The organism is Streptomyces sp. NBC_01351 (assembly GCF_036237315.1).
Lineage (GTDB): Bacteria > Actinomycetota > Actinomycetes > Streptomycetales > Streptomycetaceae > Streptomyces.
In genome coordinates, this window is record NZ_CP108356.1 from 7981016 (window position 1) to 7997195 (window position 16180).

General features: G+C 70.7%; 15 protein-coding genes. 8 read left to right on the forward strand and 7 right to left on the reverse strand.

What is annotated here, in order from left to right; all coding sequences use genetic code 11:
• Positions 1–2: 2 nt before the first annotated feature.
• Complete coding sequence (locus tag OG625_RS36670) at positions 3–1259, reverse strand: TerD family protein (protein WP_329389610.1); 1257 nt, start codon at positions 1257–1259, stop codon at positions 3–5.
• A 278-nt stretch (positions 1260–1537) separates the two neighbouring features.
• On the opposite strand from OG625_RS36670, the gene OG625_RS36675 reads away from it, so the two are divergent.
• Positions 1538–3142: a right-handed parallel beta-helix repeat-containing protein gene (locus tag OG625_RS36675; protein ID WP_329389612.1), complete on the forward strand. Its 1605-nt coding sequence runs from the start codon at positions 1538–1540 to the stop codon at positions 3140–3142.
• Positions 3143–3205: 63 nt separating this feature from the next.
• Here OG625_RS36675 and OG625_RS36680 read toward each other — a convergent pair whose 3' ends face one another.
• From OG625_RS36680 to OG625_RS36690, 3 genes are all read right to left on the reverse strand, one after another.
• The gene (locus OG625_RS36680) at positions 3206–4375 is read right to left on the reverse strand and encodes a DNA gyrase subunit B (RefSeq protein ID WP_329389614.1); all 1170 of its coding nucleotides are present in this window, start codon (positions 4373–4375) and stop codon (positions 3206–3208) included.
• Between the two features lie 222 nt (positions 4376–4597).
• Positions 4598–6973 carry a macro domain-containing protein gene (locus tag OG625_RS36685; protein ID WP_329389616.1) on the reverse strand — a complete coding sequence of 792 codons (2376 nt, stop codon included), beginning with the start codon at positions 6971–6973 and terminating at the stop codon, positions 4598–4600.
• A gap of 150 nt (positions 6974–7123) precedes the next feature.
• Entirely contained in the window at positions 7124–8551 is a 1428-nt protein-coding gene (locus OG625_RS36690; RefSeq protein ID WP_329389618.1) for an FAD-binding oxidoreductase, read from the reverse strand.
• Between the two features lie 378 nt (positions 8552–8929).
• Here OG625_RS36690 and OG625_RS36695 point away from each other — a divergent pair, with 378 nt between their 5' ends.
• Positions 8930–9310 (forward strand): VOC family protein, encoded by a 381-nt coding sequence (locus tag OG625_RS36695; protein WP_329389620.1) that lies wholly within the window; start codon positions 8930–8932, stop codon positions 9308–9310.
• 99 nt (positions 9311–9409) lie between these two features.
• Here the strand turns inward: OG625_RS36695 and OG625_RS36700 are convergent, their stop codons facing one another.
• Positions 9410–9841 carry a hypothetical protein gene (locus OG625_RS36700; RefSeq protein WP_329389621.1) on the reverse strand — a complete coding sequence of 144 codons (432 nt, stop codon included), beginning with the start codon at positions 9839–9841 and terminating at the stop codon, positions 9410–9412.
• A gap of 48 nt (positions 9842–9889) precedes the next feature.
• Entirely contained in the window at positions 9890–11143 is a 1254-nt protein-coding gene (locus OG625_RS36705) for a hypothetical protein (RefSeq protein ID WP_329389623.1), read from the reverse strand.
• 125 nt (positions 11144–11268) lie between these two features.
• Between OG625_RS36705 and OG625_RS36710 the strand changes: the two genes are divergently transcribed.
• Together OG625_RS36710 and OG625_RS36715 are read left to right on the forward strand one after the other, a co-directional pair.
• The gene (locus OG625_RS36710; RefSeq protein ID WP_329389625.1) at positions 11269–11394 is read left to right on the forward strand and encodes a hypothetical protein; all 126 of its coding nucleotides are present in this window, start codon (positions 11269–11271) and stop codon (positions 11392–11394) included.
• Between the two features lie 142 nt (positions 11395–11536).
• Positions 11537–12007, forward strand: a complete 471-nt coding sequence (locus OG625_RS36715; protein WP_329389627.1) for a hypothetical protein — start codon at positions 11537–11539, stop codon at positions 12005–12007.
• Positions 12008–12071: 64 nt separating this feature from the next.
• Here the strand turns inward: OG625_RS36715 and OG625_RS36720 are convergent, their stop codons facing one another.
• Positions 12072–13001 carry a LysR family transcriptional regulator gene (locus tag OG625_RS36720; protein WP_329389629.1) on the reverse strand — a complete coding sequence of 310 codons (930 nt, stop codon included), beginning with the start codon at positions 12999–13001 and terminating at the stop codon, positions 12072–12074.
• A gap of 105 nt (positions 13002–13106) precedes the next feature.
• On the opposite strand from OG625_RS36720, the gene OG625_RS36725 reads away from it, so the two are divergent.
• The 4 genes from OG625_RS36725 (at position 13107) to OG625_RS36740 (ending at position 16167) form a co-directional block, all read left to right on the forward strand.
• Positions 13107–13559: a nuclear transport factor 2 family protein gene (locus OG625_RS36725; protein WP_329389631.1), complete on the forward strand. Its 453-nt coding sequence runs from the start codon at positions 13107–13109 to the stop codon at positions 13557–13559.
• 288 nt (positions 13560–13847) lie between these two features.
• Complete coding sequence (locus OG625_RS36730) at positions 13848–14579, forward strand: DUF4386 domain-containing protein (RefSeq protein WP_329389633.1); 732 nt, start codon at positions 13848–13850, stop codon at positions 14577–14579.
• Positions 14576–15535 (forward strand): hypothetical protein, encoded by a 960-nt coding sequence (locus OG625_RS36735; RefSeq protein ID WP_329389635.1) that lies wholly within the window; start codon positions 14576–14578, stop codon positions 15533–15535. Before OG625_RS36730 ends, OG625_RS36735 begins: the two co-directional genes overlap by 4 nt.
• Entirely contained in the window at positions 15532–16167 is a 636-nt protein-coding gene (locus OG625_RS36740) for a hypothetical protein (protein ID WP_329389637.1), read from the forward strand. Before OG625_RS36735 ends, OG625_RS36740 begins: the two co-directional genes overlap by 4 nt.
• The last annotated feature ends 13 nt before the right edge of the window (positions 16168–16180 follow it).

Sequence of the window (16180 nt, forward strand, 5' to 3'; positions counted from 1 at the left end):
GATCAGTCCTTGCTGGCGGCGTGCCAGGTCATTCCCCAGCCGTACTCCATGTCCACGGCCTGCTGCTTGGAGATGCCGGGCGGCAGCACGAGGTACTTCGCCTCACGCCGGACCGTCAGTTCCCCGCCCCGGTTCTCGATCAGTGCGATCGCCGCGACCGGAGAGGGCACGGTGCACTCGTCCAGGCGCACCTCGATCGGCGGACCGATGGGCGGAAACAGCGTGGCGACCCCGTGCAGCCCGGAGAAGCTGGACGCCCCGGAATAGATGGACACGAACACCAAGAGGCGCTTGATCTCGGCCGCGTGATCAAGGTTGATCATGAGGTTCTCGCCGGCTTCGCTCGAGCCGGTCCGGTCGTCCTGGTCCAGCCGGATGTACGGCGCGTGCTCGAAAGAGCCGAACTGATTGTTGATCGGGTGGACGATCCCCATCGCCCCGTTCTGCAGCTCCCACAGACAGGAGAGGTCCAGGTCGACGTCCTCCAGCCGGACGGCGTTCTTTCCCTTGTTCATCCAGCCGCGCGGCGGCTTGGCAGCGCTCCACGAGAGATTGACCCGCATCGCCCCCGAGGTGGCCCCCTGCTTGGTCAGCGACACCGTCGGCGCCGCCTTCGTCAGGGTGATCTTCGACAGTCGCACCGGCTGGGCAGGTGCGGGCGGCGGAACCTGCGGCGCGGGCGCCGGGGGCCGCGGCGGGTTGGCGGCCTGCTGCACTGCCGGTGGAGGCGTTGCGGGCTCGTCGACGGTGATGCCGAAGTCGGTGGCGAGTCCTGCCAGGCCGGACGCGTATCCCTGGCCCACTGCCCGAAACTTCCATGCGCCGTTGCGCCGGTACAGCTCGCCGAGGACGAACGCCGTCTCCGACGTGGCACCCGTGGCGTCGAACCGCGCCGTCTCGGCTCCGCTCTCCGCGTCCACGACGCGCACGAACAGGCCGGCCACCTGACCGAACGTGCCGTCGGTGGACGCCGCGACCACCACGGTCCCGACTTCCTGCTCCACCGAAGCCAGCGCCACCGCGATCGTCTCCAGGACGCCCGTGCCGTCCTGACGCCTGCCCTCGTGACGTACGGCACCACTGCCGTGCACGGGCTGGTTGTAGAACACGAAGTCGTCGTCCGACCGCACCTTGCCGGCCGCCGTCAGCAACAGGGCCGACACGTCGACGTCGGGGGCTCCGGGTCCCCCTTGCCAACCCAGCTCCACCCGGACCCTGGCACTGGGCACTGGGACGTTGGCACCCTTTTGTAAGGACATGTGGGTCCCCCCTCTGCGACGATCCCGATGCCCGCAGCGTACGAGGTTTTGGCAGCGGGGGTTGTTGGTTCTCGCGTGCTCCGACGTCAACTGCCCCCGGCCGCAGGGCAAATGCCTCGGGACCACCGGGCAACACCCGGACCGACGGGCTGCCCCGTCGGCGGAAGGTACGCTCCTGCCCGCCGATGGCAGCGGACCGGCCGATAGTCTCCCCTTCGGGCCCCGAGCGGCCCGTTGAACAGGGCGAATCCAGGGGAGAGCAAGTGCATCGACGTGGCGTGATACTTGCGGCGGGCGGATTCGTGGGGGCCCTCGGCGCCGGTCAGGCGCTGGCCGCCGGCCCGGCCGTCGCGGCAGCCGACGACCGCCGCAGCGTCCACGACGTGCTGGCCTACGGAGCGAAGGGCGACGGAACCACCGACGACACCGCCGCGTTCCAGGCCGCCCTCGCCGCCGCACGCGCGGTGCCCGGAGGCGCGACCCTGCTCGTCCCGCCCGGCCGCTACCCCCTCACCAAGGGCCTCGTCCTCGGCCCCCGGATGACCGTGTCCGCGTACGGCGCCCATGTCTTCCGCACCAAGGACTGCGGTGCCCTGATCAAGAACTTCGACTCGGTCACCCCGGTCTCCGCCTACGAGGGCGCCGGGGACATCGCCCTGCTCGGCGGCACCTGGGACATGCGCGGCAGCGCGTACAAGCAGCAGAGCGACGCCATCGGTTTCGCCCACGCCGACGGCATCCTCGTCCAGGACTGCACGGTCCTCGACACGCCCTCCGCCCACGCCGTCGAACTCAACGCCGTCCGGCGCGCCCGCATCGTCAACTGCCTCTTCGACGGCCTGCACGTCACCGGCGAGGGCACGGACACCCCCACCAACCGGGAGGCCGTGCAGATCACCGGAGCCATCTCGGCAGCCAGCCTCCCGGCCCCTGCATACGACAACACGCCCTGCCAGGACATCCTGATCACCGGCTGCACGCTGCGCGCGGCCCCCGACGGCAGCCGCCCGTTCGGCGCGCTCGTCGGCGACCACGGCGGCCTCAAGAACGTGGTCCACCGGGACATCCGGATCATCGGCAACCACATCGAGCGCAGCGCCGCCTACGGCATCCGCACCACCGACTGGCAGCAGGCCGTCATCGCCGGCAACACGATCGAATCCGTCGGCGTCACCGCCGTCCAGGTCAGCTCCCCGGCCGGCAACTCCCTGAACGACATCACCATCACCGGCAACATCATCCGGAACACCGGAACCGACACCTCCACCGGCGGCGCCATCGTCGTCTCCAGCGCCGGCGACCGGCACAACGGCATCACCATCACCGACAACACGATCCGCACCGTCAAGGGCGAAGCCGGCATCTACGTCGCCCAGAGCGACGGCGTCACGATCTCCGGCAACACCGTCACCGGGACCGCACGCGCGGGCGGCAACTCCCAGGGCATCCACGTCCGGTACGCCCCGCACGCCGTCATCAGCGGCAACACCGTCACCGACGCCCAGGGCGACGGCATCGGAGTCGACACCGACGCGGCCGGCGTCCTGATCGCCCACAACACCGTCCTGAACCCCACCGGGCACGGCATCGCGGCGGGGACCGACGACATCTCCCTGCGCGGCAACCAGATCACCGGCGCCAACCGGGCCGGGGCGACGGCCACGTACGGCATCCGCTTCGGCGGCAACGCGGCGAACGCCTCCTGCCAGGGCAACGTGGTCCGCAAGGGGGACGGCCCGGTCCCCGCCGAGACCGCCATCGTCGCGCTCCCCGGCTGCGTCGGCACCTGGATCACCGGCAACGACCTGCGCGGCTGGGGCGGTGGCACCGCCGCGGTCCTCGACAAGGCCACGGGCACCCTGGCCTCCGCCAACGCCATGTGACCCGCCCCCCGGGGAGCTGTGGCTCAGGAGTCACAGATCCCCGGCGGGGTGGTTCGCGACCGCTCAGTCCCGGCGGGCACCCCGGATGATCCGGCCGATGACGGCCGCGGCCTGCTCCGGGTGCTCCGCCAGCCACATGCCGAGCTGTTCGCGGACGGCCTCCGCCACACAGGCGCGCACCGCGTCGCCGCCGAGCTCGCCCCGCGTGGCGCCGAGGAACTCGAGACGATCCAGCTTCACCGACACGACCGCGGTCAGACCGTCGCCGATCCGGTCGGCCGTGAGATCGGGGGCTGCCTCGGCCAGGAGCCGCCGCTCCCGCGCCTGCGCGTTGATCGCGGCCGCCACCCCGTCGCGGAATCCTGCGGCGTGCGTGCCGCCCTCGGGGGTGGATCGGCAGTTGGCGTAGCTCCGGACCCGCTCCTCGGGGGAGCCGCACCACCGCAGAGCCACCTCCACCGTCCCCGCCATCCGCGGATCCTCCCACTCGAAGCCGACGACGTCCGGGTGAACGGGTGCTCCAGCCTGCGCGGCGAGGAAGGCGACGAGGTCCCGAGCCCCGCCGGGGGACCGGAACCGTACCGATCGGGACCCGCCCGGGGGGCGTTCGTCGGTGATCGAGATGTCCAGGCCCCGGTTGAGGAAGGCGAGTTCCCTGAACCGCTCCGCCAGCACGTCGAACGAGCACTCCGCCGTCCCGAAGATGTCGGCGTCGGGCCGGAAGGCGATGGTGGTCCCGCTCCGGGTCGTCGCTCCCGTGGCGATGGGCGGGGTGAGCGCGACGCCGCGCGCGTACTCCTGGACCCAGTGGACCCCCTTGCGCCGTACCTCGGCCGTCAGGCGGCTCGACAGGGCGTTGGTGACGAAGGGCCCCGTGCCGAAGAGGCTCGTGGCCACATAGCGGCGGCCATCCGGCTCCGCCGCGGGGTGCATCCCGGTCAGTAGGGCTTCGAGGCCGGGACCGCCGGTGTCGTCCCCGGCGGCCTCGACGGGCACCCCCGGCCCGTCGTCGGCGACGCGTACGCCACCGTTGGGCGTGAGGGTGACCTCGACGGAGCCGGCATGGCCGGCCAGGACCACGTTGACCGCCCGGCCGACGACATCGAACACCATCTGGTGCAGACCGCGTTCGCCGGTCGAGCCGATGTACATCCCGGGCCGTTTCCGGATGGCTTCCCACCCTTCCAACACCTTGATGTGGCTGGCGTCGTACGCGTTGGCGGCGTCACTCATGAAGTCCCCCTCCAATGGTGTCCAGCGGAGCCTCCAGCCTAGGCGGATCGGCCAAAAACGCCAGGTCAGAGCCTATTCGCCGAGGGCGCGAGCGGGCTGGTGAGCGGCTACCCGGAGGCATTCGACCCAGGGATCGCGGACCGCGATCGGAGGGCGGCCGGGGGCTCGCAGAGGCCGTCTCCGACCCTATTTCCGGCGCCCCCGAGGCCTCCGGTTCAATCTTCAGGACACCACAGGAGGGGCGTCCACTTCGGTCAGCCTGACCGTGCACAGACCGCCGCCCTCGCTCTTCACGTCCGTCACCTTGAGCTGCGTGCCCGGCGTGAGGATGTACTCCTCCTCCCCGGTGAAGGCGGAGAAGCTCCTGATCCCGACCGCCTGAGCGGGCGTCACCTCGAAGAGCGTCCGCTTGCCGCGGCTGCCCAGGAAGGACCGGGCCACGTTCAGCTCGGAGGTGCACGAGGAGACGCCCCACCAGGTCACCGTCCGGCCCACCGGATACTGCGCCCGCAGGTCCAGCGACACCCCGCGCCACAGCGGCTGCGTGTGGGCCGGCAGCCCGGACACCGCCGAGAACAGCAACCGCAGGTACGACAGATAGGGCTTGACCCTGGTGCGGTCCGGCGAGCGGAGGACGGCGTTGATCTCGCGGTAGAAGGCGGACTCGCAGGTGTAGAGATAGAGCGCGGCGATCGCGTCGGCGGACAGGTTGCCGGAGGTCTCGTCCGCCCGCCGCTTGCCGAAGTCGCGTGACCGCTGGATGTGTCCGGCGAGCCCGGACAGCGTCTCGGCGACCGGGGCGACGGCGTCCTGGAAGTCCATCAGCGGGGTGTCGAACACGCCGGTGATCGAGGGGAGGACCAGGCCCTCGTCCTTGACGCTGGTGAGCCGCTCCAGGTACAGCTGGTGCAGGTTCATGGTCGACTCGATGAAGGCGCCCATGCGTGCCGCGACACCCCCGTCCGCGCCGCCCGCACCGGCCGCCGCCCCCTCGTTCCACCCCTTGCTCGGCAGCCAGTCGATCCCGTCGGCACCCAGCGACGCGAGGGCCTCGTTGACCATGGCGAAGTGGTCGCCCTCGCAGAAGATGTCGCCCTGGGCCGCCGGGTTCGCGTGGTCGATGTGCCGGACCTCGACGTCCGGGTACTTCTCCTGGAGCCGCAGCACGACCTTCTTCAGACTGCGGGCGTGCGCCCCCCACCAGGCGAACACGACCCCGCGGTCCTCCTCGTCGGCGTCCTGCTTGGCCTTGAGGATCTCCTCGACGATCCGTTCGGCGACGGGCCGCCAGAACGCCGTGTGCTGGTCGGCCCCCATCGCTCCGTCGCCGCTCGCGGTGAGCGAGGCGTTCAGCAACAGCACGCCCTGCGTGAGCATCGCCTGGAACCACTCCGGAGGCTGGACCGTGTCCCGCTCCTTCAACAGCGCGCGAACGTCCGCGACGGGCGTCTTCTTGGCGATGCCGTACTTCCACATCGCCGCCGCCTTGATGATGCAGCGCATGCTGACGACCCTGCCGAACTGGCTGTCCTTCCAGTCGTTGAAGGTGTTGTCGAACATGGCTATGCCGGTGGCGCTCTCCGGCCGCGGGTACGGGTTCTGGCCGAAGGCGACGACCTTCCACTTGTGCGGCGGGTTGGGCTTGAGCGCTTGGAAGGTCAGCTCACGGACCGGGACGACCTCGGGGCTGCGGCCCTTCCCGATGAACCGGGCGGCGTCAGGGAGCGCTTCGATGACGGGCTTGAGCAGCGGAAGCCAGGGCTCACCGCCGCCGTTGAACAGCTCGGTGAGAGCCAGGGGGTCGTTCGCCTCGGGCTGGGTAGGCGCTGGGCCGTTGGTCGCGTCGGTCATGGGGGAGTGGCTTTCGCTCGTCGCGGTCGAGGAATGAACGGGGCCGGCAGGGTGCTGCGCAGGGACAGGGACAGCAACAGGGGTGACGGCCTGCGGCGGCACGATGCGCACCCGCTCCTCGGCGGGGACGTTCTCTATGCCGTTGAGCTGCGTGATGATCGTGGTGCGCAGCTCGTCGTCGTCCTCGAACCAGTGGTCGTGGAAGAGCGTGTAGCCGGTCCACATCAGGTTGGCGCAGACCCTCGCCGGGACCCGACCGGTCTGCGCACCCATCCCGACCAGCGCCACGGAGCGGATGCTGCCCGGCACCTTCCGGTTCTGCCGGTGGACGGCCTGGAACGCGGCGGCGCACGCCAGGGCCACGTTCATCGTGGCACTCACGTTCTGCGAGGACCGCACCATGGTCGGCGTCGATATCAGATACCGGGGGACGGCCGCCCCCGACGGGACGCAGACCGCGCTGCCCACCGGGAGGGAGCCGGCGAACCGGTCGCGGATCGCCCGCTGCACACGGAGCTGGATGCCGGATCCGAGGTACCGCTTGATGACGGCGTCGACCCCGCCGTCCATCCGGCCCCGGGAGTTCGTCGGCGTGACCCAGGCATCGACGTCCTCGTCGAGGATCGAGCCCCTGCGGATCTCGATGCCGGGGGTGTCCGCGAACGCCGCCCGCCACGCCTCCACCACACGCTCGTTGACGTCTGTCAGCACCACCCTGAGCGCGGGCTGAACACTGCTCTCGGTCATCGTCACTCCTGTCGGGAAGCGGCCCTTTTCAATACCCCGAACGTAACCGCCACCACTGACAACGCCCCTCGCGAAAGGGGATGATGACCTGCCGTCACGGCTCCGGAAACGCCGAGCCGACAGGCCTACGGCCACCGGCCGAACGCCGGCTCACGGGAGCAGCGGCGCGAGTACTCCCATGGCGTCGTAGCGGTGTCGCAGCGCCCGCAGTCGGGTCAGGTTGCCGCCGTATGCCGCCCGCGTCTCGGCCTCGGTCTCGGGCAGGCCCGGCCGCAGTTCGACGCTGTAGACCCCGACGGTGTGCGAAGCCAGGGCCTGCAGCGTGTCGCGGGCCCACATCCTGCAGGCGTCGGCGTCGGCGTCGTCGTCCCAGATCGCGTTCAGCGGGATGCTCCATTCGGCGGTTCTGCCCCAGAACGCGGTGGCGGTGTCGTCGACGTCGGCCAGAGCCCCGCCAGTGTGCTGGAAGTCAATACGGCAAGCCTTCGTCGGTGCCGCGCGGATCCGGTCCACGAGGGCGTCGGCGACCGCGGCGTCGAGAGTGGGACCGGTGAAGGCCGCTTTGCCGAAGAACGAGCCGCGCGGACCGTCACCCGGCTGCGGCAGCCGGATCGGTTCGGGCTCGGTGCCGCCGGCGGCGGGGATGGCGAACTCGGGCAGTCCGGCCAGGTATCGGCCGGACGTTTCCGAGCGATGGAGCGGCGACGAGCCCGATCCGGCGACGACGGCGGAGGCCGCCGACCGGGCCCGCCCGATGGCGCTGTCGTGCGGGCTCGCGCACGCGGTGTAGAGGAACACGACCGGCTCGTCCGGGGAGAGGGAGGTGTAGCCGAGTACCGCGCTCATGGTGGTGTCCCGCGGAAGCTCGGGAGCGACCCGGAAATAGGTGGCGAGCGCATCCAGCCCCACCACCGCCCGGTCGACCCAGACCGAGCCGATCTCGTGGGTCCGGAACACCGCGGAGGTGACCACCCCTACGCAGGGCGCGCTGCCCCGGACCGCCCACCACAGGTCGGCCTCCTCGCCAGAGCTCCTCTCCGAGAGCCGGACGACATCACCGGACGGGAGCACGAGCTCGACCCCCACGAGATGATCGAGGGTGAGCCCCAGGGACCTCGTCAGATAGCCGACGCCCCCTCGGGTGGCCATCCCCAGACCGGCGTGACCGACGACGCCCACCGGCACCGCACGACCTGCCGGGGCGAGGACCCCGAGCATGGTGGCCATGGTCGCCCCACCGGCGACGACCACGCGGTCTCCGACCGGACGGGCGGCGTCCCAGTACTCCGAGAGATCCAGCATGACGGCCCCGTCGGCGACGCAGTTCGAGCTCAGACCGCCGCCACGCACCGTCACCCGGACTCCCGTCTCCGCCGCGACCCTCATCACGGCCGTGACGTCGTCGGCCGCGCGGGGCGCCACGACGCACGCAGGCCGCCGCCGGGCGGCCTCGGGAAAGAAGACCTTGGCCAGAGCGTTCTCGTACCCCGCGGTTCCCGGCGCGCGCACCCTCGACCCGAGCACGGACCGCAACGGCCCGACGATGTCGGGGAGCAAGGGGATGTCATGACTGGACACGGTGGCTCCGATTCCCGGTGATCGGGTTTCGGGCGGAGGGCCTTCGGTTGTCCCGGATGAACAGAGAAGCAACGCCAGGAGAGTAGGCCGGCCGGAATCTGCGCACAAGGTTCCCGGGCCAGGAGGCCGGCCGTGAATGGCGGGCATCTGGGCGGCGCGTACTACCCGATTCCCAGGGGTAGTTGGCGGGAACGTCCGGATCTTCTCGGCGCCTCGGCGCCTCGGTGACCTGGACCTGCCCAGGCCAGGTCCTGAAAATCCATTCGCCTCCGCTCGCCTCGACCGGTACGGTCGCGATCTTGTTCTCACTGCAGGGGAGCCCATGAGATCCATGCGCGCCCGCCCTGGCAGCTCCCGTACGGAGAGTAGGTTTCGTCAATGGCATGCCGTATCAGTGAAATCGTGCTCAAGTGCCGCGACCCCGAGGTGCTGGCACGGTTCTGGTGCGAGGTCCTGGACTTCGTAGAGCTCGATCGCGAAGCCGAGGGCTGCATCGAGATCGGTCCGCGCGAGGGGTTCGGCGGCCCGCAGCCGACGATCTTCCTCATCCGCAACGACGATCCGAGGAACGGGCTCGACCGGCTGCACATCGACGTCAACCCCACCGACCGCGATCAGGACGCCGAGCTCGAGCGCCTGCTGGCCGCCGGGGCCACACTCGTCGACATCGATCAGCCCGCGGAGGCGTCCTGGCACGTCCTCGCGGATCCGGAGGGCAACGAGTTCTGCCTGCTCAAGCGGCGCCTCGACCCAGTCTGAGGGCCCTCGCCCGAACGATCGACGCAGCCGCCACCCCCACTGAAACACCGGCGCCCCGGAGGGACTCTTCCCCCCCCGGGGCGCCTCACCGTTCCTCCGTCATCCACCACGCCAGAACTGCACCAGCGCCCACCCCTCCGGCCCCGCCACTCCGTCGAAGGATCCCGGTCGCCAGGCGGCCCGTACCCGCCACCGTCCACCCGCCGGCAGCGTGAATCCCACCGCCCGGCCTCCAGCGGCGATCTCATCGACCACGAACCGGCCGGACGGCAGATCCATCACAGCCTCCCCCTCGACCGCCCACTCCCCGGCCTCGAATTCGGCCGGCCCGTCCCACAACTCCAGCCGCAGCCGGGTGTCCAGCACGTCCTCAGGCGTCTGCAGGTAGAGCATCGTCGCGTTCGCCGCGACCAGCCCCTGCGCACCGGGCGCGGCCGGCCGGTGCCCAGCCTGCCCCTCCACATCCACCAGACCGAACAACCGGTGGTCGACCACCACGTCGAACTCATCCGCTCGCACCAGCTCGGACACAAGCCCTCCCGTAACCCGCTCTGGCCACGTCCCACGTCCCGCGCCCCGTCAGGCGACCGGCGCCTCCGGTACGAACTCCGTGTCGCGCAGCTCCGCCCAGGCGGCTCGCAGGAAGGAGATCTCGTGGTCCATGTCGTAATCCGCGCTGTTCAGGTTCAAGAGCAGCTTGCGCCGGCCACCCGTCAGGTACGCGTATGCGATCACATTGGGCAGGAGGGCGTTCAGATGAGCCCCTCTCAGCGGCTCTGCCCTGATGTCCCGGATGTCTTCCCAGGCCACCCGTCGCGTGTGGGTGAACCCTCGGATGTGTATGCCGGTGCCGCTCACCAGCGTGCCGGATCGCGGCACACGGACGAAGAACACCACCAGGACCAGCGGCAGTAGCACGCTCAGGCCGAGCCGCATCCAGGAGGGGGCGATCTCCTCGGTCCATACGAGCAACAGCAGCAGGGCCATCTTGGCGACGAGGACGGCCAAGAGCCCGTTCCTCCGGCCCCGGCTCATACGGTACTCACGCGGCAGGTCCTCTGCCCCCACGACCAGCCCGCTGACCCCGACCGGTGACGGGCCCGTCGGCAGGGTGAGCACGGGGTCGTCCGCCACATCGCTGCGGAGCGCGGCGATGGCGGACACCACCATCGTGGCGAGGAGGAACAGCGCGAGCGGTCCCCAGATCGCCGGGATCGCCCATAGGGGCCAGTCGTTGTTCGACTGCGCCCACAGCGTCAGGAGGGCCGTCAGGCCCAGTGCGACGCCGTGCCACCGCACCATGGCCGCCGCGCGCGCGTGCCGGCGGTCGCGGCGGACGATCAGTGCCCACAGCGATCCGACGAGGGCGGTCAGGCCGAACGAGAGGCAGGCGAGCGCGCCCCCGAGCCGGTCCGCGGGCCACCCCACCGGGCCGAACTCCGTCTGCTGTCGCCGACCGTCGGCGTACCGCACCTCGACGGCCTGCCCGTGCCAGATCACCCCGACGACCGCGTCGCCCGGTTTCATCTCCGATACGAGCGGATCAGCGCTCCGGAAGGTCACGGTCCAGGGCTTGCCGCTCGGCAGCACCAATTCCGCCTCCGGCGCCTTCCCCTCCTCGCCCCGATGTGTGTCGGCCCGGCGGACGGTGAACTTCTGATCCCATACGCATGCCGACGCCTTCACCGGCGCGGAGGCACACACCGGCGCGGCCAGGAACTCCCGCTCCCGCTCCAGCGCTCCGCGGACTTCGAGCGCCGACACCACCCCCGCCAGCAGCGCCACGAGAGCGATCACCAACCAGCCCACGACCTGTATCGCCTTGCTCTGCACCGGCCCCCGCCTTCCCCTCGTTCCCCCGCAGGTCCCTGTCCCGCCCGACCATTGGAGCACGTCGGCCGAGCACCGCTCGTGGAGGGTATGAGGCGTCACGACACGTGCCGGCGCCCACAGTTGTGGTGGACAAGGATGGCGGCCGCTGCGACGCGGCCCCGGCCACCCTCGCCATCGGTGCCACCCGGCGACGGCCCGCTTCGCCGGCGCGCCAGACCCAGGGCAAGCACGCCCTCGATCCGTGGCGGTAGGCGTGGGGCCTCCTGCGGTGCTCGGGATCGCATCTCAGGGGCGCCGTGCACCGAGACCTATGTGTTTTTTGATCGTGTTCAAATATGGTGAGCGTGCGACTGCCTGGGTCGTGGGAATGCACGGGGTGGGGGAGTGGTGTGTGTGGATCGGCGTGTGTGGCGGGCGGCCGCCTGTGCGGTGGCGGTGTTGCTGACGGGGTCGTGCGGCTATGCCGCGGCCATTCACGCTGCGGAGATATCCGAGGGGCAACTCGTCGGACGCTGGACCAGCCCGGCCGGTACGTCCCTGACCTTCTCGAAGGACCATACGTTTGCCGGTACGGGGTTCGACCAGGTCGAGGCCCTGGCCGGCTGTGGCAACCCCGGCGCACTTTCCACCGGCCGGTGGGCGTTCTACGGCAGCGCCGACGGGTCCTCCGCCAGTAGGCCCGACGAGACCGTCACCCGTGGCCACGACCTCAGCCTGACCTTCACTGACGTCCCGAACTGCACGGTGTGGGTCTACCTCTATGGCGGTAGCGAGGATCCCGCCATGTGCCCCACCCGAGATCCGGACGCAGGCTGCCCCATGGGTGGATACCTCAAGCGAGATGGCGACGGCGCTCAGCCGTGAGCACGCGCAGGGCCATCCGCACCAGTGCCTGGTCGTCCGTCAGGGCCGCTACCCGCTGCCGCTGTCACATGGCGATGGGGCCGAGGTCGGCGGCGGTTTGGGCCAGTGCGCGGATGGTGGGGCTGTCGGCGGTGGTGCGCCAGGTCAGCGCCCATTCGACGGTGGGGGCGTCATGGAGGGGAACGAAGACGATGCCGGGAGGCTTGTTGTAGCGCGCGGCGACTTCGCCCAGCGGGTGGACACAGCGTCCGGCAGCGACCAGCGTGAGGATCTCGTGGAAGGTCCGCGCGGCGGGCCCGCGGGGGATACGGCGGCCGAGGGGGGTGCGGGTGGGGACCATGGAGGCGACCCAGTACTCGGGGGCTTCGGGGCCGAGGTCGACGACGTGGTTGTCGGCGAGGTCCTCCAGGGAAGCGGTGCCGCGTTGGGCGAGTGGATGGTCTGCGGCCACGGCCAGCACGCGGCCTCCGGTGAGCACGGTGGGACCGACGGTGAGGTCTGGTTCGGCGACGGGCAGCCACAGCACGTGCGCGTCGTGCTCTCCGGCGCGCAGGGCGGTGAACGCGTCGGCGCCGTTGATTTCGCCGAACTGAATGTCACTGCCGGGGTAGCGGCTGCGGAACGCGTCGACGAGCGGCCGTAGTTCGTGCCCGGCGTGACCGAAGACGCCCAGCCGCAGGGTCCGGCCCGCGCCCGCGCCGCCCGGGCCGGCTGCTTGGGCGCGTGCCAGTCCTGCGTGGAGGAGGTCGAGGGCCTGCTGGAGGTCCTCACGCAGGCGCCGGCCGACAGGGGTCAGGGCCACGCGTCGGCTGGTGCGGTCGAACAGGGCCACGCCGAGGCGGCGTTCCTGTGTGCGGATGGCCTGGCTGACGCGGGCTTGGGACACGTGAAGTCGCTCTGCGGTGCGGCCGAAGTGCAGCTCTTCCGCCAGTGTCAGGAAGATCTCGATGTCGCGCAGCTCCATGCATAACTCCCAGGTTATGGATAGCTGCATGGACTCTACATTGTTCCGCCGCTGACCTGCATCAATGCTGGACACATCACCCACCGGGCAGGCGGCAGACGCCTGACCGACGCACCGACAAGGCAGGGGAACCCGATGTGCGCTGTGCAGGACGTCGTCGATTGCTTCGAGATCGGGCAGCTGTGCGCCGAGATCACCGACGCTGTGATGACGCGCGACTTCGACCGCGTCGCCTCGCTGTTCACGCCCGACGGAACCATTCGATGGCCGCACATCGACAAGGAGTTCATCGGCCGCGAGGAGATCCGCGCGGGAATCGAGTGGGGGCAGGGACTGTGGGAGTTCTTCGTGCAGCACGTCCACCCCGGCGTCATCCGGCTCGACGGCGACACCGCGGTCGGGCGCGTGTACATCCAGGAGTTCGGGCGGATGCGCGACGGCAGCTCCCACCTGAACTACGCCCTCTATCACGACCGCTACCAACGCACGCCCGACGGCTGGAAGTTCGCGGAGCGCGTCTATGAGGTCAGATACCTCGACTCCACCCCCCTGGCGGGCTCGCCACTCCACGCAGCGCCTGGGGCCTGAGGATTGCCCCGTAACTGCCGGTTGCGGCTTACCGCCGCACGAACGTGACGATGCGCCGGCCCGCGCCGCCGGCGCACAGCCGAGGACCTGTCCGAGTTGAGTTGGTGGCTGCTCTGGGGCTTCGCACCCGTCCCCGGCTACTCCCCAGGGAGTAGCCGCACCGCCTGCCGCTGTGGGACGACCGCGACGCCACGCAGCGGCATTCTGGCTGTCGGACACCGGGGCCCCAGGCCCACACCGCCCGCCGGGTCTGCTCCGTATCCCTTCACCGATGATCGAGGAGATGTCATGCCCACATCAGTACATGAGTCCCACGCGGCCTCGCTCCGCGGCGCGGCCCCGCGCCCGCGCGGCGCCGTTGCGCTGCTCACCGTCTCGCTCTCCTACGCCGTACTCACCGCTGCGTACGTCCTCGCCAACCGCGCCACCCCGCAGCCCGACACCCCCGGCGACGACATCCTGCGCCAGTACGTTCCCGACCACGGCACAGCGATCAACCTGGGCGCCTTCCTGCTGCTCGTCGCCGCCGTGCTCCTGGTCCCCGTCGCCGCCAACCTGGCCCGGCTGGTGCGGCAGGGACAGGGGCAGGGGCAGGGACAGGACCAAGGCGCCGCGGCGGCGACAGCCCTGGCCGGCGGGCTGCTGGCCAGCGGCGCGCTGGCCTCCAGCGCCGCACTCACCTGGACCCTCGGCCGCCTTCCGCAAGAGGCACCCGCAGCCCTGGCCCGTGCCCTGGCAGACCTGTCCTTCCTCGCCGGCGGCCTCGGATACGCCGTGTCCTTCGCCCTCCTGGCGGCAGGCACCTGCCTGGCAGCCCGCAGGAGCGGGCTCCTGCCGCGCGCCTGCGCCACCACCGGGCTGATCATCGCCGCCGCCGGACTGGCCGCCACCCTCATGCTCCTCGTCTTCGACTTCAGCTACCTGTTGCCCGTCGTCCGCTTCGGAGGCACGGCATGGCTGGTGTGGGCCGCGATCGCACTGTTCCGCTCGCGCCCGACCGCAGCGGGGGCGGACGCATGACCGCCGCCCCGCCCGTACGATTGCGCTCGGCCCGACAGATCCCCGTCGCCGCGGGCCTTCTGCTGCTCGCATCCGCCGCCTTCCACACGGTCGTCCTCGTGCTTGCCGACGGTCCGTGGGACGGACCCGTCTCCTGGCGGAAGCCGATCACCTTCGGGCTGTCCTTCGGCATCAGCGTGCTGACCGTCACCTGGATCTGCCGGCTCCTCCCGCTCGCCCCGCGCACCCGCACGCTCCTCCTCGGTGCGTTCACCGCGGCGTCCCTGCTGGAGACCGGTCTGATCACCCTGCAGGCATGGCGCGGTGTCCCTTCGCACTTCAATACCGAGACCACCTTCGACACCTTCGTCACGCGCGCCCTCGCGGCCGGCGGCGTCACCCTCATCGCGGTCGTCGTCGCACTCACCGTCTTCGCGCTGCGCCCCAACCCGACAGTCGCCCCCGGCATGCGGCTCGCGCTCCGCGCCGGACTGGTGGCGCTCACCGGCTCCATGGCGGCCGGAGCAGTGATGATCGCCTACGGGCTGACGCTGGAGGGCGCGGGCCGCGCGGCCGAGGCCTACCGGTCCGCGGGCTTCCTGCGCCCCGCCCATGCCGTCACCATGCACGCTGTCCTGCTGCTGCCCTCCCTGGCCTGGCTTCTGAGCCGTACCCGACGACCGGAGGCGCAGCAGCTACGCCTGATCCGCATCACCGTCGCCGCGTACGGCGCCGGCGTTGCGCTGGTCACCGCCGCGGCCGCGGTCGGCCTCACCTTCGCCTCCCCGGCCACCACGGCCGCGGTGAGCGCGGGCGCCACGATGGCCCCCGCACTGGCGTTCTTGGCGTTCGGCGGATCGCCGGACGTGCGCGGAAACCGCAGTTCCACCACGCCCGGCAACCGGGTCCCCACCCATGGCTCGCACCACGCAGCCCTCGCCGGCGGCCTGGACGACGACCGGAGGCAGGACACATGACGCACACCGTGAGCAAGAAGCACCCCGGGCCCGTCGCGACCGAGGGCAGCCCAGCGGCAGAGGGCGCTGCCTCCACCCCGGCAGCCCGCCCGGCACCCCGTCCCCGGACACCGCCCGCTGCCGGCAGGGTCCGGCGCCTGTCCCAGCGATGGCGCAAGGCGATCCTCACGCTCCACGTGACGGTGGCAGTCGGCTGGGTGGGAATCGAGATCGCCCAGCTCATCCTCGGGCTGGTCGGCCTCTCCACCGACGACGCCGGACTCGTCCGCGCAACCCGCGTCGTCATGGAGATCCTCGGGATCGAACTGATCGCCATCGTCGCTTGGACGACCCTGCTGACCGGCCTTCTGCTCGCGACGGCGACGCAGTGGGGCCTGCTGAAGCACTACTGGATCGTGACCAAGCTCGTCATCAACATCGGCCTCATGCTGAACGGCCACTTCTTCATCCAGCACTGGCTGCGCGAACAGGCAGAGGTGGGCACGGCCCCTGAATCCGTCAGTCTGCAACTGGTGATCACCATGAGCATCTCCCTGACGCTGCTGGTCTCGGCGACGGCACTGTCCGTCTACAAGCCATGGGGCAAAACCCGCCGCGGCCGCCGCCCTGCGCCCAAGAGCGCACGCCCCTGACCTGTCAGCCGAG